18 protein-coding genes are annotated in these 22,954 nt (G+C 70.7%); 17 read left to right on the top strand and 1 reads right to left on the bottom strand.

Translation table 11 applies throughout. The features are described 5' to 3' along the window. Nucleotides 1-266: 266 nt before the first annotated feature. The 3 genes from DDQ41_RS06745 to clpX all read left to right on the top strand — a co-directional run bounded on the left by DDQ41_RS06745 (nucleotide 267) and on the right by clpX (nucleotide 3,017). Nucleotides 267-872: an ATP-dependent Clp protease proteolytic subunit gene (locus DDQ41_RS06745; RefSeq protein ID WP_109297579.1), complete on the top strand. Its 606-nt coding sequence runs from the start codon at nucleotides 267-269 to the stop codon at nucleotides 870-872. Nucleotides 873-912: 40 nt separating this feature from the next. Beyond that, nucleotides 913-1,596, top strand: coding sequence for an ATP-dependent Clp protease proteolytic subunit (locus DDQ41_RS06740; protein ID WP_109293660.1), 684 nt, complete (start codon nucleotides 913-915; stop codon nucleotides 1,594-1,596). A gap of 143 nt (nucleotides 1,597-1,739) precedes the next feature. Further along, nucleotides 1,740-3,017, top strand: coding sequence for an ATP-dependent Clp protease ATP-binding subunit ClpX (gene clpX / locus DDQ41_RS06735; protein WP_017944896.1), 1,278 nt, complete (start codon nucleotides 1,740-1,742; stop codon nucleotides 3,015-3,017). Between the two features lie 180 nt (nucleotides 3,018-3,197). Here clpX and DDQ41_RS06730 read toward each other — a convergent pair whose 3' ends face one another. Next, nucleotides 3,198-4,190 (bottom strand): hypothetical protein, encoded by a 993-nt coding sequence (locus DDQ41_RS06730; protein ID WP_109293659.1) that lies wholly within the window; start codon nucleotides 4,188-4,190, stop codon nucleotides 3,198-3,200. A 136-nt stretch (nucleotides 4,191-4,326) separates the two neighbouring features. On the opposite strand from DDQ41_RS06730, the gene DDQ41_RS06725 reads away from it, so the two are divergent. The 14 genes from DDQ41_RS06725 (at nucleotide 4,327) to DDQ41_RS06650 (ending at nucleotide 22,603) form a co-directional block, all read left to right on the top strand. Further along, a complete protein-coding gene (locus DDQ41_RS06725; RefSeq protein ID WP_109293658.1) occupies nucleotides 4,327-6,975 on the top strand; it encodes a valine--tRNA ligase in 2,649 nt (882 codons plus the stop codon). Between the two features lie 284 nt (nucleotides 6,976-7,259). Beyond that, nucleotides 7,260-8,810, top strand: coding sequence for a bifunctional tetrahydrofolate synthase/dihydrofolate synthase (gene folC, locus DDQ41_RS06720; protein WP_373995427.1), 1,551 nt, complete (start codon nucleotides 7,260-7,262; stop codon nucleotides 8,808-8,810). Nucleotides 8,811-8,814: 4 nt separating this feature from the next. Further along, nucleotides 8,815-9,180 carry a DUF4233 domain-containing protein gene (locus DDQ41_RS06715; RefSeq protein WP_109293657.1) on the top strand — a complete coding sequence of 122 codons (366 nt, stop codon included), beginning with the start codon at nucleotides 8,815-8,817 and terminating at the stop codon, nucleotides 9,178-9,180. Nucleotides 9,181-9,286: 106 nt separating this feature from the next. Beyond that, nucleotides 9,287-9,697: a nucleoside-diphosphate kinase gene (gene ndk / locus DDQ41_RS06710; protein WP_109293656.1), complete on the top strand. Its 411-nt coding sequence runs from the start codon at nucleotides 9,287-9,289 to the stop codon at nucleotides 9,695-9,697. Between the two features lie 324 nt (nucleotides 9,698-10,021). After that, nucleotides 10,022-11,041 (top strand): rod shape-determining protein, encoded by a 1,020-nt coding sequence (locus tag DDQ41_RS06705; protein ID WP_109293655.1) that lies wholly within the window; start codon nucleotides 10,022-10,024, stop codon nucleotides 11,039-11,041. 166 nt (nucleotides 11,042-11,207) lie between these two features. Beyond that, complete coding sequence (gene mreC, locus DDQ41_RS06700) at nucleotides 11,208-12,284, top strand: rod shape-determining protein MreC (RefSeq protein WP_109293654.1); 1,077 nt, start codon at nucleotides 11,208-11,210, stop codon at nucleotides 12,282-12,284. An 18-nt stretch (nucleotides 12,285-12,302) separates the two neighbouring features. Next, nucleotides 12,303-12,968 (top strand): rod shape-determining protein MreD, encoded by a 666-nt coding sequence (gene mreD / locus DDQ41_RS06695; protein WP_109293653.1) that lies wholly within the window; start codon nucleotides 12,303-12,305, stop codon nucleotides 12,966-12,968. Between the two features lie 19 nt (nucleotides 12,969-12,987). Then, nucleotides 12,988-15,162, top strand: coding sequence for a penicillin-binding protein 2 (gene mrdA, locus DDQ41_RS06690; protein ID WP_109293652.1), 2,175 nt, complete (start codon nucleotides 12,988-12,990; stop codon nucleotides 15,160-15,162). A gap of 3 nt (nucleotides 15,163-15,165) precedes the next feature. Beyond that, nucleotides 15,166-16,365, top strand: a complete 1,200-nt coding sequence (gene rodA / locus DDQ41_RS06685; RefSeq protein WP_109293651.1) for a rod shape-determining protein RodA — start codon at nucleotides 15,166-15,168, stop codon at nucleotides 16,363-16,365. Between the two features lie 243 nt (nucleotides 16,366-16,608). Next, nucleotides 16,609-18,327, top strand: a complete 1,719-nt coding sequence (locus DDQ41_RS06680; protein ID WP_109293650.1) for a CYTH and CHAD domain-containing protein — start codon at nucleotides 16,609-16,611, stop codon at nucleotides 18,325-18,327. Between the two features lie 80 nt (nucleotides 18,328-18,407). Further along, nucleotides 18,408-20,333 carry a TIGR03960 family B12-binding radical SAM protein gene (locus DDQ41_RS06675; RefSeq protein WP_109293649.1) on the top strand — a complete coding sequence of 642 codons (1,926 nt, stop codon included), beginning with the start codon at nucleotides 18,408-18,410 and terminating at the stop codon, nucleotides 20,331-20,333. Between the two features lie 567 nt (nucleotides 20,334-20,900). Beyond that, nucleotides 20,901-21,425 (top strand): DUF6879 family protein, encoded by a 525-nt coding sequence (locus tag DDQ41_RS06660; protein ID WP_109293646.1) that lies wholly within the window; start codon nucleotides 20,901-20,903, stop codon nucleotides 21,423-21,425. An 18-nt stretch (nucleotides 21,426-21,443) separates the two neighbouring features. Then, on the top strand, nucleotides 21,444-22,292 hold the full coding sequence (locus DDQ41_RS06655) for a helix-turn-helix domain-containing protein (protein WP_109293645.1): 849 nt from the start codon (nucleotides 21,444-21,446) through the stop codon (nucleotides 22,290-22,292). A gap of 32 nt (nucleotides 22,293-22,324) precedes the next feature. Then, nucleotides 22,325-22,603 (top strand): hypothetical protein, encoded by a 279-nt coding sequence (locus tag DDQ41_RS06650; protein WP_373995428.1) that lies wholly within the window; start codon nucleotides 22,325-22,327, stop codon nucleotides 22,601-22,603. The last annotated feature ends 351 nt before the right edge of the window (nucleotides 22,604-22,954 follow it).

The following is a 22,954-nucleotide window of genomic DNA, read 5'->3' as shown; positions in this document are numbered from 1 at the left end:
GCGCACCGCGGGTCCGGGAGGGCGCCGTGCGGTTCCCGCCGCGGGCACCTCCACGGGGCGTGCTCAGTGCGGCGCGCGCCCCCTAGCTTGCGCTGCCAGCGAACAGTTCCTGAACCGGGATGGCGCCCGCCCACCAGCGCGTTAGGGTCCATGAATACGAAGGCAGGGGACTACCCGCCCGCGGGGATCCCCCCGCCCCCGGGTTCCCAGACGCTGAGACGGCCGCAGCCGTCAGAGACGAGCAGGTGGATTACGTGACGATTCTGATGCCTAACGCCGCCGGTGAGCCGTCCATCGGTGGAGGCCTCGGCGACCAGGTCTACAGCCGGCTGCTCGGGGAGCGCATCATCTTCCTGGGCCAGCAGGTGGACGACGACATCGCCAACAAGATCACGGCACAGCTCCTCCTCCTGGCCGCCGATCCGGAGAAGGACGTCTACCTCTACATCAACAGCCCCGGCGGCTCGGTGACGGCGGGCATGGCGATCTACGACACCATGCAGTACATCCCGAACGACGTCGTCACCATCGGCATGGGCATGGCAGCCTCGATGGGCCAGTTCCTGCTCACCGGCGGCACCGCCGGCAAGCGCTTCGCCCTGCCGCACACCGACATCCTGATGCACCAGGGCTCGGCCGGCATCGGCGGAACCGCCTCGGACATCAAGATCCAGGCCGAGTACCTGCTGCGCACCAAGCAGCGCATGGCCGAGATCACCGCCCGCCATTCCGGCCAGACCGTCGAGACGATCATCCGCGACGGCGACCGCGACCGCTGGTTCACCACCGAGGAGGCCAGGGACTACGGGCTCATCGACGAGATCATCTCCGCCGCTTCGGGCGTTCCGGGCGGCGGCGGCACCGGCGCCTGATCCCGGCCCCCGTAGTCCCAGCCCACCGAACGCCACCAGGATGGTGAACACGACCATGAACCAGTTCCCCGCAGCTTCCGCGAGCGGCCTCTACACCGGCCCGCAGGTGGACAACCGGTACGTCGTCCCCCGCTTCGTCGAGCGCACCTCCCAGGGTGTGCGCGAGTACGACCCGTACGCGAAGCTCTTCGAGGAGCGCGTGATCTTCCTCGGGGTCCAGATCGACGACGCGTCCGCCAACGACGTCATGGCCCAGCTGCTGTGCCTGGAGTCGATGGACCCGGACCGCGACATCTCCATCTACATCAACAGCCCCGGTGGCTCCTTCACCGCGCTGACCGCCATCTACGACACGATGCAGTTCGTGAAGCCGGACATCCAGACGGTCTGCATGGGCCAGGCGGCGTCCGCCGCGGCGGTGCTGCTCGCCGCCGGCACCCCCGGCAAGCGGATGGCCCTCCCGCACGCCCGGGTGCTGATCCACCAGCCGTCCTCGCAGACGGGCCGGGAGCAGCTCTCGGACCTGGAGATCGCGGCCAACGAGATCCTGCGGATGCGCGTGCAGCTCGAGGAGATGCTGGCCAAGCACTCCTCCACGCCGATCGAGAAGGTCCGCGAGGACATCGAGCGCGACAAGATCCTCACCGCCGAGGACGCGCTCTCGTACGGCCTGGTCGACCAGATCGTGTCGACCCGCAAGAGCGCGGCCGCAGCGGCCGCCTGACGTTCGGCCTGCCCCTGGCGCGGTACACGTCAATGTGAACCGCGCCAAGGGGGGCCCGAACCGGGGGCCCGGCAGGGTACCGTCGGATATGAGGCACCAGGAGCCGCTGAACCAAGCGCTCCCAGGCGAAGGGGAAGCACCTCGTGGCACGCATCGGTGATGGCGGCGACCTGCTCAAGTGCTCGTTCTGCGGAAAGAGCCAGAAGCAGGTGAAGAAGCTCATCGCAGGCCCCGGGGTGTACATCTGCGACGAGTGCATCGACCTCTGCAACGAGATCATCGAGGAGGAGCTCGCCGAGACCTCCGAGGTGCGGTGGGAGGAACTCCCCAAGCCGCGCGAGATCTACGAGTTCCTCGAGGGATACGTCGTCGGGCAGGAGCCCGCGAAGAAGGCCCTCTCGGTCGCGGTGTACAACCACTACAAGCGCGTCCAGGCCGGCGAGAACGGCCAGGGCCGGGACGACGCCATCGAACTCGCGAAGTCCAACATCCTGCTGCTGGGCCCCACGGGTTCGGGCAAGACGCTGCTGGCCCAGACCCTGGCGCGGATGCTCAACGTCCCGTTCGCCATCGCCGACGCCACGGCGCTGACCGAGGCCGGGTACGTCGGCGAGGACGTCGAGAACATCCTGCTGAAGCTGATCCAGGCGGCCGACTACGACGTCAAGAAGGCCGAGACCGGGATCATCTACATCGACGAGATCGACAAGGTCGCCCGTAAGAGCGAAAACCCGTCGATCACCCGTGACGTGTCGGGCGAGGGCGTCCAGCAGGCCCTGCTGAAGATCCTGGAGGGCACGACGGCCTCCGTACCGCCGCAGGGCGGACGGAAACACCCGCACCAGGAGTTCATCCAGATCGACACGACGAACGTGCTGTTCATCGTGGGCGGTGCGTTCGCCGGCCTGGAGAAGATCATCGAGTCCCGCGCCGGCGCCAAGGGCATCGGGTTCGGCGCGACGATCCGCTCCAAGCGCGAGATCGACGCCAGCGACCAGTTCCAGGAGGTCATGCCGGAGGACCTGGTGAAGTTCGGGATGATCCCCGAGTTCATCGGCCGCCTGCCGGTCATCACCTCGGTCCACAACCTGGACCGCGAGGCCCTGCTGAAGATCCTGGTCGAGCCGCGGAACGCGCTGGTGAAGCAGTACCAGCGCCTCTTCGAACTCGACGGCGTGGAGCTGGACTTCGACCGCCCCGCCCTCGAGGCCATCGCCGACCAGGCCATCCTCCGCGGCACGGGCGCGCGGGGGCTGCGCGCCATCATGGAGGAGGTCCTGATGTCGGTGATGTACGAGGTGCCGTCCCGCAAGGACGTCGCCCGTGTCGTCATCACGGCGGACGTCGTCCACAACAACGTCAACCCGACGCTGGTGCCGCGGATCGTGAAGAACGACGGCCGTCACGAGAAGAGCGCGTAGCGCGGTACGCGGGTGGGGCGGGGGCCGGTTCACCGAACCGGCCCCCGCCCCCTGCGGTCGTCGTGCCCCCCGCGGCACCCGGGAGGTCGGGAGGTCGGGCGGTCGGGCGGTCGGGCGGTCCGGCCGCCCCGTGCTCGTCCCGGCTCTCGGAGCACCGGGAGTACCGGGGCCGGGCCGTGCTCAGACCTTCGTGCGCGAGCTGCCGTACGGCTCGGCCGTCGGCTCGGTGACCTCGCGCTGCGGCACGGCCCCGCCCCCGCCGCCCAGGATCTGGGACAGGCCGACCACGTCGACCCCGGCGACCGTGCTGAAGTCGGCCCAAGCGCACATGGGCACCCCGGACGCCTTCGCGCCCGGACCCGCCGAGCCGGCGTCGCCCGCGGGGGTGAGCCTGGCCGTCCGGCACTTCATCAGGGCGCCTTCGAACCCCGCGGGTTCCACGTCGGCGGCCTTCCCGGCGAACTCGACCCGCACATCGTCCGAGCCGTCCCCGCCGCCCTCCGCCAGCTCGCGGAACCAGCCGTCGAGTGCCTTCTCCGGGTCGTCGATCTCGCCCCAGAGGCCGGTCGGGCTCAGCGCTCTGCCGTTCAGCGGCCGCTCGGGGTCCCCCGCTGTGTAGTTGGCGCCCGCCTTCCGGGCGCCCCTGACACCGAGGAGGGCCTCGGCCTCCGACTTCTCCTCGGCGGAGAGCCTGCCGGTGCTGTCCTTGTCCTTCTCGAACCCCCCGGCCGACGCGGCGGGCGTCAACCGGTAGCCCTTCGTGTCCGCCGCGACACCGGAGCCGGTCCGGCCCGGCGTGAGCCACCAGGCGCAGCCCGCGACCACCGCGAGGGCGGCGACCGCGCCGCCGGCGGCCGGCGCCTTCCTCCTGCCGCCGCCCCGCGCCGGTGGCGGTGGCGGGGACGGGTAGGCGCCGGGGCCTGCGCCGTGGTGGGGCTGCGGGCCGTACGGTCCGGGCTGCGGGGCCCGCGGGTAGCCGTAACCGGGCGGCTGCGGAGGAAGGCCCTGCGGAGGAAGACCCTGCGCAGGCTGCGGAGGCTGCCGCGGCGGTCCGTAGCCGGGCTGCGGCGCCCCGACCGGCCCCCGGGGCGGCGGGCCGTAGGGGCCGGGAGCGCCGTACGGTCCGGGCAGCCGGGGCTGACCGCCGTACGGGCCCGGCTGGTTGTGGCTCATTCCCGGTTCCCCTCAAGACGCCCGTGCGCTCCCGGCATCCTGGCGGAACCGCCCCGGCCCGGCCCCACCGGGGCCCGTACCGTTCCCGGGCATTCCCGTTTCGGAACGGGACCCGGACACCTCTAAACTGTGGCCCGTGACCGAGAACGCTCAGCAGCAGCCAGCCAGCACCCCCGAACTGCCGACCCAGTACGCGCCGGCCGAGGTAGAGGGGAAGCTGTACGAGCGCTGGGTGGAGCGCGGTTACTTCGAGGCGGACGCGCAGAGCGGCAAGCCCCCGTACACGGTGGTCATCCCGCCGCCCAACGTCACCGGCAGCCTCCACCTGGGCCACGCCTTCGAGCACACGCTGATCGACGCCCTCACCCGCCGCAAGCGGATGCAGGGCCACGAGACGCTGTGGCAGCCCGGCATGGACCACGCGGGCATCGCCACCCAGAACGTCGTCGAGCGCGAGCTGGCCAAGGAGGGCAAGTCCCGCCACGACCTCGGCCGTGAGGCGTTCGTCGACCGCGTCTGGCGGTGGAAGGCCGAGTCCGGAGGGCAGATCTCCGGCCAGATGAGGCGCCTCGGCGACGGTGTCGCCTGGTCCCGTGAGCGCTTCACCATGGACGAGGGCCTGTCCAGGGCCGTCCAGACCATCTTCAAGCGGCTCTACGACGACGAGCTGATCTACCGCGCCGAGCGCATCATCAACTGGTGCCCGCGCTGTCTGACGGCCATCTCCGACATCGAGGTCGAGTACCAGGACGACGACGGCGAGCTGGTCTCGATCCGCTACGGCGAGGGCGACGAGGCGATCGTCGTCGCGACCACCCGCGCCGAGACGATGCTCGGTGACACGGCCGTCGCGGTCCATCCCGAGGACGAGCGCTACCGGCACCTCGTCGGCCGCGAGATCGAGCTGCCGCTCACCGGCCGCCGCATCCCGGTCGTCGCCGACGAGCACGTCGACCCCGGGTTCGGCACCGGCGCCGTCAAGGTGACGCCCGCCCATGACCCGAACGACTTCGAGATCGGCCGCCGCCACGGACTGCCGAACCTCGCCGTCATGGACGAGCGCGCGGTCATCACCGTGCACGGCCCCTTCCAGGGCCTGGACCGCCTGGAGGCCCGCTCCGCCATCGTCGCCGCGCTGCGCGCCGAGGGCCGGATCGTCGCCGAGAAGCGCCCGTACGCGCACTCCGTCGGCCACTGCTCGCGCTGCAAGACCACCATCGAGCCGCGGCTGTCCCCGCAGTGGTGGGTCAGGGTCGGTCCGCTGGCGGAGGCGGCCGGAGACGCCGTCCGCGACGGCAGGGTCAGGATTCACCCGCAGGAGATGGAGAAGCGGTACTTCGACTGGGTGGACAACCTCCACGACTGGTGCATCTCTCGCCAGCTGTGGTGGGGGCACCGCATCCCGGTCTGGTACGGCCCGGACGGCGAGGTCGTCTGCGTCGGTCCCGACGAGGAGCCGCCGTCCGGGGAGGGCTGGCACCAGGAGACCGACGTCCTGGACACCTGGTTCTCCTCCGGGCTGTGGCCCTTCTCGACGCTGGGCTGGCCCGAGCGGACCGAGAGCCTGGCGAAGTTCTATCCGAACTCCGTCCTGGTCACCGGCTACGACATCCTGTTCTTCTGGGTCGCCCGGATGATGATGTTCGGCCTGTACGCGATGGACGGCACCCCTCCGTTCCACACCATCGCCCTGCACGGCATGGTCCGGGACCAGTTCGGCAAGAAGATGTCGAAGTCCTTCGGCAACGCGGTCAACCCGCTGGACTGGATGGAGAAGTACGGCTCCGACGCGCTGCGCTTCACGCTCGCCCGCGGTGCCAACCCCGGCGTCGACGTCCCCATCGGCGAGGACTGGGTCCAGGGCTCGCGCAAATTCGCCAACAAGATCTGGAACGCGACCCGCTTCGCGCTGATGAACGGCGCCACGGTCGAGGGCCCGATGCCGGCGCACGAGCGTATGGCGGCGGCGGACCGCTGGATCCTCTCGCGGCTGAACGCGGTGGTCGCCGAGGTCGACGCGTACTACGAGGACTACCAGTTCGCGAAGCTGTCGGACACCCTCTTCCACTTCGCCTGGGACGAGGTCTTCGACTGGTACGTCGAACTCTCCAAGACCACGTTCGCGGCCGGCGGCGAGCCCGCGAAGGTGTCCGCCCGGGTGCTCGGCGAGGTCCTCGACGTCACGCTGCGGCTGCTGCACCCGGTGGTCCCGTTCGTCACCGAGACGCTGTGGACCACGCTCACGGGCGGCGAGTCGGTCGTCGTCGCCGACTGGCCCGGGGCGGTGGCCGTTCCCGGAGCGGAAACCCCCGGGGGCTTCCGCGACACCGCCGCCGAGCGGGAGATCGGACTCGTCCAGCGGGTCGTCACCGAGGTCCGCCGGTTCCGCTCCGACCAGGGCCTGCAACCCGGCCAGAAGGTCCCGGCCCGGCTGACGCTCGACGGCACGGCCCTCGCCCCCCACGAGGGCGCGATCCGGCAGCTGCTCCGGCTGCAGCCGGAGGGCGACGCCTTCCATGCCACGGCCACGGTCCCGGTCGCGGGCGCCCGGATCGCGCTGGACCTGTCCGGTGCGATCGACGTGGACGCGGAGCGCAGGCGCCTGGCCAAGGACCTCGCGGCCGCCGAGAAGGAGAAGGCCCAGGCCACGGCGAAGCTCGGCAACGAGGCGTTCCTCGCCAAGGCCCCCGACGACGTCGTGGACAAGATCCGCGGTCGGCTGGCCAGGGCCGAGGAGGCCGTCGAGCGCATCGGCGTCCAGCTCGCGAACCTGCCCCAGGGCTGACCCGCGGCACCCGCCGCCATGTGCGAGGCCCCCGGAGACCGGCGAGTCCGACCGGCCGGGGGCCTCGGCTTCGCACGCGGCGGAGCCGGCCGGGCACCCGCCCACGGGAGTTCGGCCCCGGCGCGCAGCGCGTGCGGGCGCCGCCGCCCGCAGGGCGCCCGACGGCGCCCGCGACGGTGCCCGACGGCACCGGGCGGTTTCCCGGGCGGTTCCGGTCGGCGCCCGGACCCGGTACGGACCGGCCGTCGGTCCGGGTGTCGGCGGCGCTCCGTAGACTGTCGGTCGTGAGCGACCAGCAGCCAGAGCCCTTCGACGCAACCGGCGACGCAACCGGAGACGAGACCGGCGACGCGACCGGAGACGAGTTCGACGCGATCGTCGACGCCGAGACCGACCGCGACCCCGATCTGGCGGTGATCGAGGCCGGGAGCCGCACGCTGCGCACCCAGGCCGGGCCGCCGCGGGGGGACCAGGTGCCGAGGCGCCCCGCCGACCCGGAGGTGGACAAGGCGCTCCGCGAGGTCGAGCAGGAGCTCGCCGGCCGCTGGGGCGAGACCAAGCTGGAGCCGTCGGTCAGCCGGATCACCGCACTGATGGACGTGCTGGGGGAGCCCCAGCGCGCCTACCCGTCGATCCACATCACGGGCACCAACGGCAAGACCTCCACCGCCCGCATGATCGAGGCGCTGCTCGGCGCCTTCGAGCTGCGCACCGGGCGGTACACCTCGCCCCACGTCCAGTCGGTCACCGAGCGGATCAGCCTGGACGGCGCCCCGATCGACGCCGAGCGGTTCATCGCCACGTACCGGGACGTCAAGCCGTACGTGGACATGGTCGACACCGCGCAGGAGTACCGGCTCTCCTTCTTCGAGGTGCTCACCGGGATGGCCTACGCAGCCTTCGCCGACGCGCCGGTCGACGTGGCCGTCGTCGAGGTCGGCATGGGCGGCAGCTGGGACGCGACGAACGTCATCGACGGTTCGGTCGCGGTGGTCACCCCCATCGACCTGGACCACACCGACCGGCTGGGCACCACCGCGGCCGAGATCGCCGGCGAGAAGGCCGGGATCATCAAGCAGGGCGCGACGGTGATCCTGGCGCAGCAGCCCGTGGACGCCGCCCAGGTGATGCTGAAGCGGGCCGTCGAGGTGGACGCGACGGTGGCCCGCGAGGGCATGGAGTTCGGGGTGGCGTCGCGGGAGGTCGCCGTCGGCGGGCAGCTGCTGACGCTGCGCGGACTCGGCGGCGAGTACGAGGAGGTCTTCCTCCCGCTGCACGGCGCGCACCAGGCGCACAACGCGGCGGTGGCGCTGGCGGCGGTGGAGGCGTTCTTCGGCATCGGCGCGGAGCACGCGCGGACGCTGGACGCGGAGACGGTCCGGTCCGCGTTCGCCTCGGTGGTGTCGCCGGGCCGGCTCGAGGTCGTGCGGCGCAGCCCGACCGTCGTTCTGGACGCCGCGCACAACCCGGCCGGTGCCCGGGCGGCTGCGGAGGGGGTCACCGAGTCGTTCGGCTTCTCGCGGCTGGTCGGAGTCGTGGGCACGAGCGCCGACAAGGACGTGAAGGCGGTCCTGGAGGCCTTCGAGCCGATCTTCACCGAGATCGTCGTCACGCAGAACTCCAGCCATCGGGCGATGGACGCCGACGAGCTGGCGGCGATCGCCGTGGAGGTGTTCGGGGACGAGCGGGTGGTGGTGGAGCCGCGGCTCGACGACGCGCTGGAAGCGGCGATCACACTCGCCGAGGAGGAGGCCGAGTACTCGGGCGCGGGTGTCCTGGTGACCGGCTCCGTGATCACGGTCGGCGAGGCCCGGCTGCTGCTGGGAAGGGACTGACTCCATGCGTACGCTCTGCGCCTCGACGCTGATCGGCGAGTTCTTCGTGATCGGCTTCGCCGGACTGGTGGCGATGAAGGACCCGGACCTCTCCGCGGCCACCGTGTGGACGGTGAGCGGGGTCGCGATGCTGCTGACGCTGCTGCTGTGCGGGATGGTCACCCGCCCCGGCGGGGTGCCGCTCGGCTGGGCGCTCCAGATCGGCCTGGTCGCGAGCGGCCTCGTGGTCCCGACGATGTTCGCCCTCGGGGCCGTGTTCGCCGGCCTGTGGTGGGCCTCGGTGCACTACGGCCGCAAGATCGACGAGGCCAGGGCCCGCTGGGCGGAGCGGCAGACCGCGGCGGGTCCCGCGGAACCTGACGCTGCGTGACGGGCGTCTGCGGCGGCCCTGTAGCCTCTGAGCACCGGCAAGACCGTTCGTCCTGCGGACTCCGTCTTCCGTGAATTCCCGGGACCCGCACTCGAAGGAGCCTCTAGTGAGCCAGCGCACGCTCGTCCTGCTCAAGCCCGACGCCGTACGCCGCGGTCTGGTCGGCGAGATCATCGGCCGCATCGAGCGCAAGGCGGGCTGGCGGATCACCGCGCTGGAGCTGCGTGACCTCGACCAGGACACCCTGGAGCAGCACTACGGCGAGCACCGGGGCAAGCCGTTCTACGAGCCGCTGGTCGCCTTCATGTCCTCCGGTCCCGTGGTCGCCCTGGTCGTGGAGGGCGAGCGGGTCATCGAGGGGGTGCGCACGCTGGCCGGCCCGACCGACCCGATCGCGGCCGCGCCGGGTTCCATCCGCGGCGACTACGGCACGATCGTCCGCGAGAACCTGATCCACGCCTCGGACTCCGAGGAGTCCGCGGCCCGCGAGCTGAAGATCTTCTTCCCGGGGCGCTGAGGCTCCCGGTCCCGCCGGTCCACCACCGGCCGGTGACCCGCGGTCAGCCGTACGGTCAGCCGTGCGGCGCCCGGCCCCTGGGGCGACCGAAGGAATTTCGGTCGCCCTTCGGCATACGCGGCCCGATACCGGGAACGCATCGCTCCGACTCGCCGTCACCCTTATTGAGGCGGGGCCCAGCGCGCGGAGTCGCCGCAGGCGGCACTACGATGGAGGCCTTCACGCCGTAGCACCCGCGCATCACCCTCCTCGCCTGCCTGAAAAGCCGTCAAAGCTCGATTTGGGAAGGCCCGACGCATCCTCATGGGACACAAGGGGAACTCTATGTCGTTCATCGGCCGTGACATGGCTGTCGACCTCGGGACCGCCAACACGCTGGTGTACGTCAGGGGTCGGGGGATCGTCCTCAACGAGCCGTCCGTGGTCGCCATCAACACCAACACCGGCGGCATCCTCGCGGTGGGTGCCGAGGCCAAGAAGATGATCGGACGTACGCCCGGCAACATCGTCGCGGTGCGCCCCCTGAAGGACGGTGTGATCGCCGACTTCGAGATCACCGAGCGGATGCTCCGCTACTTCATCCTCAAGATCCACAAGCGCCGGTGGGCGGCCCGGCCCCGCATCGTCGTCTGCGTGCCCTCCGGCATCACCGGGGTCGAGCGCCGGGCGGTCATCGAGGCGTCCACCCAGGCCGGCGCCCGCCAGGTGCACATCATCGAGGAGCCGATGGCGGCCGCCATCGGAGCGGGCCTGCCGGTCCACGAGGCCACCGGCAACATGGTGGTGGACATCGGCGGCGGTACCACCGAGGTCGCCGTGATCTCCCTCGGGGGAATCGTCACGGCACAGTCCATCCGGGTGGCGGGTGACGAGCTGGACAACGCGATCATCCAGCACGTCAAGAAGGAGTACAGCCTCCTCCTCGGAGAGCGGACCGCGGAGAACATCAAGATCACCATCGGCTCGGCGTACGACCTGGACAAGGACGAGCACACCGAGATCCGCGGACGCGACCTCGTCTCCGGGCTGCCCAAGACCGTGGTCATCTCCGCCACCGAGGTCCGCAAGGCCATCGAGGAACCGGTCAACGCGATCGTCGACGCGGTGAAGACCACCCTGGACAAGTGCCCGCCGGAGCTGTCCGGCGACGTCATGGACCGCGGCATCGTCCTCACCGGCGGCGGCGCGCTGCTGCGCGGGCTCGACGAGCGGCTCCGCAGCGAGACGGGCATGCCCATCCACATCGCCGAGGACCCGCTGGACTCGGTGGCGCTCGGCTCGGGCAAGTGCGTCGAGGAGTTCGAGGCGCTCCAGCAGGTGCTGGACGCCCAGCCCCGCCGCTAGCGCGGGGCCGCGATCGGCTGTTCGGGTAGCCCGGCCCCGTTCGGCAGGCCGCCCGTACAACAGCACACGGCACGACGGCCACGACACGGCACGACAGGCACACGCACCACCACGCACCACAGAGCCCGGCATCCACATTCCGACGAGGAAGGCACGGCCGCCGCACGTGAGGGACACGAAAGAGAGCCGGCTGCTCCTGGTCCTGCTGATCGCCATCGCGTTCGCGCTGATCACGGTGGACATCCGCGGCGGCGAGGGGTCACCGGTCGACGGCGCCCGGCAGGCCGCGGCCGCCGTCTTCGGGCCGGTCGAGAACGGTGTGGCCTCCGCCGTCGATCCGGTCGGCAACGCCATAGGGGCGATCCGCGACTCGGGCGAGCGGCACGACCGCATCTCCGTCCTCGAACGCGAGAACGCCGCACTCAAGGCGAGACTCGGCAGCGACGACCGCAACCGCAGCAGGATCCGGCAGCTCGACAGCATGCTGAAGACCGCGGCCACCGGGCAGTACGGCATCAAGGGGGCCGAGGTCATCGCGATAGGAGCCGCCCAGGGCTTCTCCTGGACGGTCACCATCGACGCCGGCTCGGTCGACGGCATCCGGCGCGACATGACCGTGCTCAACGGCGACGGTCTCGTCGGCCGGGTGACCACCGTCGGCCCGAACACCGCGACCGTACTCCTCGCCAACGACCCGGACTTCACCGTCGGCACCCGTATGGAGCGGACCGACGAGCTGGGCTTCGCCACCGGCCAGGGCGACCAGCCGCTCTCCGTGCAACTCCTCAACGGCAAGGCGAAGGTGCGCAAGGGGGACCGGCTGGTGACCTTCGGCTCCCAGGCCGACAAGCCGTTCGTACCCGGGGTGCCGGTCGGCGAGGTCGTCCGGGTCGACCCCTCCGGCGGCGCGCTGACCCGCAACGTCTTCGTACGGCCGTACGCCGCCTTCACCAAGCTCGACATCGTCGGCGTCGTCGTGCAGGCGCCCCGCACCGACCCGCGCGACACGGTGCTGCCCCCGAAGCCCAAGCCGACACCCACGCCGACGGTGACCGTCACGGTCACCCCCTCCGCGGAGGGCGGTGCCCGGGCGCAGACCGGCGCTCCGGAAGACCGGGAGCAGGCACGGGACCGGGACCGGGCACAGGACCGGGAACAGGTACAGGACCGGGACCAGGACCCGGGCGGGGAGACCCCGCGGGCGGACAGCACCGCGGCCGGCACCGGCCGCGACGCCGAGTAGCAGGAGGAGCCGAACCCCATGCGCTTCAACCGGATGCTCCTCTCCACGACGCTCGTCGTGGTCGCGCTCGTCGTCCAGGTCTCCGTCCTCGCCCGGCTCCAGCTCCCCGGAGCGGTGCCGGACCTGCTGCTGCTCACCGTCGTGGCCCTCGCACTCGTCTACGGCCACACCGGCGGCGCCCTCGTCGGCTTCGGCGCGGGACTTCTCGCCGACCTCGCCCCGCCCGCCGACCACGCCGCCGGTCGCTACGCCCTCGTGCTCTGCGTCGTCGGCTACCTCGTCGGACTCGCCAGGCCCGAGAACGGCCGGCTGACCTCCGCCACCGGCCCGATGGTCGTGGTCGTGGCGGCGGCCGTCGGCTCGACCCTGCTGTACGCGGGCGTCGGCGCGCTCGTCGGCGACACCGCCGCACGCCATGTCGGCCTCGGCTCGCTGCTGTTCACGGCCGCCCTGTACGACCTGCTCCTGGCTCCGTTCACGGTGCCGCTGATCATGGCGCTGGCCAGACGCGCCGAGAACGACCCGCTCGCCGAGCCCCAGACCGGCACCGCCGACGTCTCCAGCGGCTGGGCCACCTCCGGCACCGGACTGCGCATCGGCCGCCAGCGCGGCGGGCTGCGGATCAGGGCGGCCAGGACGCGGGCCTCCCGCGCCGGCCGGATCAGGGGAGTCAAGCGACTGTGACCGAGGGGGTATCGGCAGCGTGAGCAACATTCCCGAGACGGGACGGACCCCGCGCGTCCAGATCCGGCTCATCGTCATCCAGGTCCTCGTCTTCTCCCTCTTCGCCACGCTCGGCGGGCGCCTCTGGTACCTCCAGATCCGCAACGGCGACGAGTACACGAACGAGGCCAAGGGCAACCACGTCCAGCAGGTCGTACAGCCCGCCGTGCGCGGCTCGATCCTGGACGCCAGGGGCGTGCCCCTGGCGGACAACGAGACCCGGCTCGTCGTCTCCGCGTCCCGCACCGACCTGATGAGGATGAAGGACGACGGCAAGGGGGTGCTCACCCGTCTGGCGGAGGTCCTCGGCATGAAACCGAAGGACGTCATGGACAAGGTCCGGCTCTGCGACGCCAAGACCCCCCAGCCCTGCTGGAACGGCTCCCCGTACCAGCCCATCCCGGTCACCGACGAGGCCACCACCCAGCAGGCCCTCCAGATCCGCGAACGCGCCGAGGACTTCCCCGGCATCACCGCCGAGCCGATGGCCGTACGCCGCTACGCCGCCCCCGGCGAGGCGAACACCGCGCAGGTCCTCGGCTACCTCTCGCCCGTCACCGACGAGGAGATCGAGAAGGCCAAGGACACCGACTCGCCGTTCCTGCGCTCCGACCAGGTCGGCCGCTCCGGACTCGAGCGCACCTACGACAAGGACCTGCGCGGCAAGGCCGGCGTCACCCGCTACGAGGTGGACAAGCTCGGCCGGGTCATCGGCCTGGCCCAGGCCGACAAGGCCGAGCCCGGCGCCAACGTCGTCACCTCCATCGACGCCCGCGTCCAGGCGGTCGCCGAGTGGGAGCTCGACAACGCGATGAAGGAGGCCCGCAAGGTCTTCGACGACAACACCAACACCAACTACAAGGCCGACTCGGGCGCCGTCGTCGTGATGGAGGCCAGGACCGGCCGGGTCGTCGCGATGGCCTCGCTGCCCACCTACGACCCGAACGCCTGGGTCGGCGGCATCTCGGCCAAGGACTACGCCCGGCTCACCGGCAAGAAGTCCAACTTCCCGCTGCTGAACCGCGCCATCCAGGGCCAGGCGGCACCCGGCTCCATCTTCAAGGTCATCCCGACCACCGCCGCGGTCAACGCCGGCTACGACTTCAACGGCCGCTACCCCTGCCCCAGCTCCTACTCCATCGGCAACCAGGTCTTCAAGAACTTCGAGTCCCAGGGCCACGGCAGCATCACCCTCGGCCAGGCCCTCGAGGTCTCCTGCGACACCGTCTACTACGCCCTCGCCCACCAGCAGTGGAAGAAGGACGGCGGGCTCAAGCCGAAGGACGACCCCGCGGACTGGTTCTACAAGACCGCCCACCAGTTCGGCCTCGGCGCCGAAACCGGCATCGACCTGCCCAACGAGGTCACCGGCCGGGTCCCCGACCGCCGCTGGAAGCAGAAGTTCTGGGAGGCCAACAAGGACTACTGGTGCAAGATCGGCAAGAAGGGCGGCGACTACATCCAGCAGCTCTCGTACGAGAACTGCCTGGAAGGCAACCTGATGCGCGCCGGTGACTCCGTCAACTACTCCATCGGCCAGGGCGACACGCTGGTCACCCCGATCCAGATGGCCACCATCTACGCGGCGATCTCCAACGGCGGCACCATGTGGAACCCCACCGTCGGCAAGGCGGTCATCAGCGCCGACGGCAGGAGCATCCGCGAGATCGAGCCCGAGTCGCACGGCAAGCTGCCGATGGACGCCAGGACGCGCAAGCTGATGAACGAGGCCCTCGCGGGAGTCGCCACCCGCGGAACCGCCGCCTGGCGGTTCGGCGGCTGGCCGCAGGACAAGATCCCGATGCACGCCAAGACCGGCACGGCCGAGGTCCACGGCAAGCAGACGACGTCCTGGTTCGCCACGTACACCAAGGACTACTCCATCGTCATGACCATCTCCCAGGGCGGTACCGGATCCGGTGCCTCCGGCCCCGCCGTGCGCAACATCTACAACGCGCTCTACGGACTGGACATGGAGGGCAACCAGGACCTCGGGAAGGCCCTGCTGCCCCAGCCCCAGAAGACGCTGCCGAAGGTCCAGCCCGACGGTTCCATCGACGCGCCGAAGATCACGCCCTATGCGCCGGCCCAGCCCGAGCCGGAGGAGGACACCTCCCTCGCCGGCCCGCCCCCCGCCACCGGACGGAGGGACTGAAGCATGGCCGGACCCCACGGCTTCTCGGTCCCGCGGTACGCGCCGGAGCGCGGCGGCCTCGCCAAGCTCCTCGCCCGCGACTCGACGATCCGCCGGCTCGACTGGCCGATGCTCGCCTCGGCGCTCACCCTGTCGCTGCTCGGCTCCCTGCTCGTCTGGTCCGCGACCCGCAACCGCACCGAGCTGAACCACGGCGACCCGTACTACTTCTTCCTGCGCCACCTGCTCAACACCGGTATCGGGCTCGCCCTGATGGTCGGCACCGTCTGGCTCGGGCACCGCACCCTGCGCGGCGCCGTGCCCGTGCTGTACGGCATCTCCCTGGTGCTGGTCGCACTGGTGCTCACCCCGCTCGGCGCGACCATCAACGGCGCCCACGCCTGGATCGTGCTCGGCGGGGGCTTCTCCCTCCAGCCCTCCGAGTTCGTGAAGATCACGATCATCGTGGGCATGGCGATGCTGCTGGCGACCCAGGTCGACGCCGGCGACCAGCTCCATCCCGACCACCGCACCGTCGCCAGGGCGCTCGGCCTGGCGGTCCTCCCCATGATCATCGTGATGCTGATGCCGGACCTCGGCTCGGTGATGGTGATGGTCGTGATCGTCCTGGGTGTGCTGCTCGCCTCCGGCGCCTCCAACCGCTGGATCTTCGGGCTGATCGGCGCCGGAGTCGGCGGCGCCGTGCTGGTCACCGTCCTCGGCCTGCTCGACGAGTACCAGATCAACCGGTTCGCCGCGTTCGCCAACCCCGAACTCGACCCGGCCGGCGTCGGGTACAACACCAACCAGGCGCGCATCGCCATCGGCTCCGGCGGGCTGCTCGGCACCGGCCTGTTCCGGGGCTCCCAGACCACCGGCCAGTTCGTCCCCGAACAGCAGACGGACTTCGTGTTCACCGTCGCCGGTGAGGAACTCGGCTTCGTCGGAGCGGGTCTGATCATCGTCCTGCTCGGCGTCGTCCTGTGGCGCGCCTGCCGCATCGCCCGCGAGACCACCGAGCTGTACGGCACCATCGTCGCCGCCGGCATCATCGCCTGGTTCGCCTTCCAGTCCTTCGAGAACATCGGGATGACCCTCGGCATCATGCCCGTGGCCGGACTGCCGCTGCCGTTCGTCTCCTACGGCGGCTCGTCGATGTTCGCCGTCTGGGTGGCCGTCGGACTGCTCCAGTCCATCAAGGTGCAGCGGCCGATGTCCGCCTGACCCGGTCCGCCCGCCGCGAGCCGGGGCCGGGTCCGCGCCGCAGGCCGCCCGCACCGGCCCCTGTTCCGCCGGCCGGTGCCCGCGCCCCGTTTGCGCCGCCGCTCCCGTTCCGGCCGCACCTGTTCCGGCCGCCGCTCCCGTTCCGGCACCGCCGGTGCCGGACGCGGCCGGACCCGGCCAAGGGATCACCGCGGTAATTCGCCGAGACCGCTTAGAAGGACACCCGGCGGATAGATTCAGTTCATGGCGGAGACGAAGCGGGAGATCGAGCGGAAGTACGAAGCCACACCCGGCACGGTGATCCCGGACCTCAGGGGCGCGGCCGGGATCGCGGACACCGTCGCGAAGGGCGTGAGCGAACTCGACGCCGACTACTACGACACCCCCGGCCTGCGCCTCGACGCCGACAGGATCACGCTGCGCCGCCGCACCGGCGGTACCGACGAGGGCTGGCACCTGAAGTTCCCCGTCACCACCGGCATCCGCGAGGAGATCCACGCCCCCCTCGAGGACACGGTGCCCCGCACCCTCGCCCGACTCGTCCGCTCCCGCACCCGGACCACCCCCCTCACCGCCGTCGTCCGCATCCGGTCCTCCCGCGAGGTCCACCATCTCGTCGACGAGCGCGGCCGGCTCCTGGCCGAACTGTCCCGCGACATCGTGCACGCCGAGCGTCTGGCACCGGGCGGGGCAACGACGGGGTGGACCGAGATCGAGGTCGAGTTGGCCGACGGCGCCGACCCCGTCCTGCTGGACCGCGTCGAGAAGCGCTTCCGCAAGGCCGGCATCGAGCCCGCGTCCTCCCCCTCCAAGCTCGCCAGGGCCCTCGCCGAGACCGAACCGGGCCCGGCCGCGACCACGGGAGCCGCGACCACGCGAGCCGCGGCCGCCGCGGCAGCCGCCGTGAAGGGCCGGGCCGCCGCCGGGGACGACCGCACGACCTCCGCCACCGCACCGTCCGGCGAGCGGGGATCCTCGCGGCACGCCGACGCCTTCGCCCCCGACGGCGCCCCACGCGCCCCCAAGGCCCCCGAGGCCGCCAAGAGCGTCCGCCACCGGGGGGCACGGCTCAAATCCACGCACGCGGGCGAACACGTCCTCGCCTACCTGCGCGAGCAGCGGGACGCCCTGGTCGCCCTCGACCCCGCCGTACGCCGCGACCTCCCCGACGCGGTCCACCAGATGCGCGTCGCCACCCGCCGCATGCGCAGCGCCTTCAGGACGTTCCGGAAGATCGTCGACCCTCAGGCCACCGCCCCGATCGGCGACGAGCTGAAATGGCTGGCGGGCGAACTGGGCGCGGCCCGCGACCAGGAAGTGATGTCCGAGCGGCTGCGCGCCCGCCTCGACGCCCTGCCGCTCCGGCTCCGGCTCGGCCCCGTCCGCGGCAGGCTCCGCATCTGGGCCACCGCCAACCGCGCCGGCGCACGCCGCCGCTCCGTCGCGGTGCTCGACACCCGGCGCTACCTCACCCTCCTCGACACCCTCGACGCACTCCTCGACGAGCCGCCGCTGCTCCCCGCCGCCACCGCGAAGCCCGCCGCCGCCCTGCCCAGGGCCGTACTCAAGGACTACGACCGGCTCGCCGTCCGCATCGAGCACGCCCTCGGCCTCCCCGCGGGCCACGACCGGGACACGGCCATGCACGACGCCCGCAAGGCCGCCAAGCGCGCCCGGTACGCGGCCGAGGCCGTCACCCCCGCCCTCGGCAAGCCCGCCGGGAAGCTCGCCAGGCGGATGAAGGCCGTCCAGACCGTCCTCGGCGACCACCAGGACAGCGTCGTCGCCCGCGAGACCCTCCGCGACCTCGCGGTCCAGGCCCACGCGGCCGGTGAGTCCGCGTTCACCTGGGGACTGCTGTTCGGGTGCGAGCAGGCCACGGCCGCCGACCGGGAGCGTGAGCTGCCCGGCGTCTGGGCGGAGGCCTCCCGGCCCGGGTTCCGCACCGCGCTCAGGGGCTGACCGCGCCCCGGGCGGCCGGAAGCTCCTTACGACCGGGTTAGGCTTGGGAATCCCCCTCTGCCCGTCCACGAAGGTTCCTGATGTCTTCCGAGTCGGTCTTCCCACAGCTCGAAGCTCTGCTCCCGCATGTGCAGAAGCCCATCCAGTACGTCGGTGGTGAGCTGAACTCCACGGTCAAGCCGTGGGAGAGCTGCGACGTGCGCTGGGCGCTGATGTACCCGGACGCCTACGAGGTCGGACTCCCCAACCAGGGCGTCATGATCCTCTACGAGGTCCTCAACGAGCGCGAGGGCGTCCTCGCCGAGCGGACCTACAGCGTCTGGCCGGACCTCGAGGAGCTGATGCGGCAGCACGGCGTCCCGCAGTTCACCGTCGACAGCCACCGCCCGGTGAAGGCCTTCGACGTCCTCGGTCTGAGCTTCTCCACCGAACTCGGCTACACCAACATGCTCACCGCCCTCGACCTCGCCGGTATCCCGCTCGAGGCGGCGGACCGCACGGCCGACGACCCGATCGTGCTCGCCGGCGGCCACGCGGCCTTCAACCCGGAGCCGATCGCGGACTTCATCGACGCCGCGGTGATCGGTGACGGGGAGCAGGCCGTCCTCCAGATCACCGACATCATCCGCGCCTGGAAGGCCGAGGGCCGCCCCGGCGGCCGCGAGGAGCTGCTGTTCCGCCTGGCCAGGACGGGCGGGGTGTACGTTCCGGGCTTCTACGACGTCGAGTACCTCCCCGACGGCCGCATCGGCCGTGTGGTGCCCAACCGGTCCGGTGTCCCGTGGCGGGTGTCCAAGCACACCGTCATGGACCTGGACGAGTGGCCCTACCCCAAGCAGCCGCTCGTCCCGCTCGCCGAGACCGTCCACGAGCGGATGTCCGTCGAGATCTTCCGGGGCTGCACCCGCGGCTGCCGCTTCTGCCAGGCCGGCATGATCACGCGACCCGTCCGGGAGCGGAGCATCACCGGCATCGGCGAGATGGTCGACAAGGGCCTCGAGGCCACCGGCTTCGAGGAGGTGGGCCTGCTCTCGCTGTCCTCCGCCGACCACAGCGAGATCGGCGACATCGCCAAGGGCCTCGCGGACCGGTACGAGGAGGACAAGATCGGCCTGTCCCTCCCCTCGACGCGTGTCGACGCCTTCAACGTCGACCTGGCCAACGAGCTGACCCGCAACGGCCGCCGCTCGGGCCTGACGTTCGCCCCCGAGGGGGGCTCCGAGCGGATGCGCAAGGTCATCAACAAGATGGTGTCGGAGGAGGACCTGATCCGCACCGTCGCCACCGCCTACGGCAACGGCTGGCGCCAGGTCAAGCTCTACTTCATGTGCGGCCTGCCCACCGAGACCGACGAGGACGTGCTGCAGATCGGCGACATGGCGGTGAACGTCATCGCCAAGGGCCGCGAGGTCTCCGGCTCCCAGGACATCCGGTGCACGGTGTCCATCGGCGGCTTCGTACCCAAGCCGCACACGCCCTTCCAGTGGGCGCCGCAGCTCTCCGCCGAGGAGACCGACGCCCGGCTGGAGAAGCTCCGCGACAAGATCCGCGGCGACAGGAAGTACGGCCGCTCCATCGGGTTCCGCTACCACGACGGCAAGCCCGGCATCGTGGAGGGCCTGCTCTCCCGCGGCGACCGCCGCGTGGGCGCCGTCATCCGGGCCGTGTACGAGGACGGCGGCCGCTTCGACGGCTGGCGCGAGCACTTCTCCTACGACCGCTGGATGCAGAGCGCGGCGAAGACCCTCCCCGGGTTCGGCGTGGACGTGGACTGGTACACGACCCGCGAGCGCACCTACGAGGAGGTCCTGCCGTGGGACCACCTGGACTCCGGTCTCGACAAGGACTGGCTCTGGGAGGACTGGCAGGACGCGCTGGACGAGACGGAGGTCGAGGACTGCCGCTGGACTCCGTGCTTCGACTGCGGTGTGTGTCCTCAGTTCGACACATGGCCACAAACGGGCCCGACGGGTAAGAAGCTGCTCCCGCTTGAGGTCAAGAAGTAGCCGTGACCAGCGGCGATGCCGTCCAGAGGATGGCTGAGACGCTCGCTGGGATGAGCGAAGCGGAGAAGGCCGAGATCCTTCGGGGGCTCGGGACGAAGGAGCGGGAGCAGGCTCCCCGCCCTGTGCGGCGAACGCCGCTCCCTGCTCCTCGGCAAGATCCGGGCATCGTCTCGGCGGTCGAGTGGGTGTAGCCGGCGAGAGGCGTCCGGGCCGTAAAGGTCCGGGCGCCTTCTGCGTGGCGCCGATGAACAGCATCGGGTCGGATCGGGGTGAACATGCCCTCTTGACCCGCAGGTTCCGACAGAGTGAAGGTCGTGCAACCAGGCGCAACGCGCTCGACGGGGAGGGACACCATGGCCTTACGGTTCGTCGGTAAAGATCCCGAGTCCGGAGATCACGGATCACCCGCTGTGTGGGTGGACCAGGAGTCGAAGGATCTTGTGATCCAGGAGTGGACGGCAGACGAGCGGACCACGGGCGAGAGCTCGCGAGATGTGCCGATCCCCGGGCACGAGTCGGTGATCAGGGTTCCGAAGCGGATGATCCCGCTTCTCAGGGAGGCGCTCCGTGTCGCAGAGTCTGACTGACTTCTCTGACCTCATCAGGTCAGTGCGGGAGTCAGCCGTGCATCTGGAGATGCGCGACACGTACGGCGTCGAGAACGAGATCGAAGGCTTCGCCGCGTGGAAGCAAGGGCGCCGGCTCGACCCGGAGGACCGGGGTTCGTGGTGGCGTCCCTGGCTCGACCTCGTTCAGGAGGTCACGGCCAAGGGCGTGGTCATCCGACGTGCCCGCATCGTCTCGGAGCCGGTCAGCGATTACATCGCCTTCGAGCACTCGGGCACCTTCACGAACGTGGCGGCCGGAGAGCAGATCCGTTGGCTGCCCCGTCGCAACGCCTCGGACCTTGCCCTGCCGGGCAACGACTTCTGGTTGTTCGACGGCCGCCTTGTCCAGTTCAACGTCTTCGACGGAGTCGGCCGGTGGGTCCACACTGACCAGACGGAAGACCCGGCCGCAGTTGAGCTGTGCGCATCGGCGTTCGAAGCGGTGTGGGAGCGAGCCATCCCGCACGAGAAGTACGCCGTCTGATTCCTGACCGGTCAGCTCATGCCTTCCTCTCCACTCTCCAGCGCCCAAGCGGCACGAGCCGCTGTGGCTGCCCGCTTGCAGGGCCTCATGCAAGACGCTGGCCTGACAGGGCATGAGCTGGCCGCTCGGTGCGGCTGGCACAAGTCGAAGTCATCCCGGATCGCGCGGGGCAAGACGCCGCCCTCGGACGCAGACATCCGCGCCTGGTGTGCTGCCTGCGGGGCCGACGATCACGCGGCCGATCTGATCGCTGCGTCCCGGAACGCAGAGTCGATGTACGTGGAGTGGCGGCAGATCCACCGTGACGGGATGCGCCGAGTCCATGAGCAGACTGTCCCGCTGTACCAGCGGACCCGCTCCTTTCGCGTGTACGCCTCGAACGTCATGCCGGGGATGCTCCAGACCCCTGGTTACGCGACAGGGCTCCTACGATCCATCACGGCCTTCCAGGGGACACCGGACGACGTGGCTGACGCCGTGCGGGCTCGGACCCAACGGTCCCGCGTGATCCGGGAAGGGGATCACCGGTTCGCCCTGGTGCTCGAAGAGACGGTTCTCTACTACCGGGTGAGTGACGATGCCGCGATGGCGGCACAGCTTGAGCACGTGCTCGCTGTGATGGGACAGCCGAACGTATCCCTCGGCATCATCCCCGCACGGGCTCGCCGTACCGTCTGGCCGCTCGAAGCCTTCTACACCTTCGACGATCAACAGGTGGCAGTGGAGACCCTCACAGCAGAGATCAACCTGACTGCGCCCGGCGAGATCCGTACGTACCTCCGGGCCTTCTCCGAGCTGTCTCGATCCGCAGTGCGCGGAGCCGAAGCCCGCGCTCTGATCACGAAGGCTCTCGCCGCCCTCGGGTGAATCCGTGCAACCGCGTGCAACAGCCGCCCTCGATGATCCGAGGGACGTGGGAGGAACCCAAGGAAGCCGGCGAGTGGCTGGGCCTCCGGCTCGCAGAGTTCGCAACCCGGTTCGCCTCGGAGCAGGATCGGGAGGTGACCAGGCTGGTGCTCCTTGTGAAGGCTGCTGTCGAGCGGCTGACGTGGGGAGGAGACGTATCCCTCGGCCACTACCTGAAGGGCACCGTCTTCCACTCCGTCGCCCTTGTGACGTGCTCGCCGAACCGCGCTGCTCCCGACCTGCCCTGTCCCGCCGGACAGGCCCGTGCATGACAGCGGCCCCCGACGTGATGCCGGGGGCCTGCCTGTGTCCCTGTGCGACGGTCTCGGGCGCCCTCTCCCAGGTGGCGCCTTCAACTCTTCCAGCTGGGCCAGGTCGGCGGCGGTCCACTCGGTCTCTACGTCGTACGTCTTCACGTCGGCGGGCACCTACCCGATGGATTGTGGGCGCTGTCTTTGTGTCCCCAGATGGACACCCAGATCCAGATCGGTCCGACCGGCAAGAAGCTGCTGCCGCTGACCGTGGTCGAGTGACGGTGCTGTGACGGCCCGGCCCGGGGGACACCCCCGGGCCGGGCCGCCGCGTCCCCTCGGCCGTGGGGCGGGGGAAGCGCGAGGGGTGCC

Source organism: Streptomyces spongiicola (assembly GCF_003122365.1).
Classification (GTDB): Bacteria; Actinomycetota; Actinomycetes; order Streptomycetales; family Streptomycetaceae; genus Streptomyces; species Streptomyces spongiicola.
This window is presented reverse-complemented; position numbering and strand designations above follow the sequence as displayed.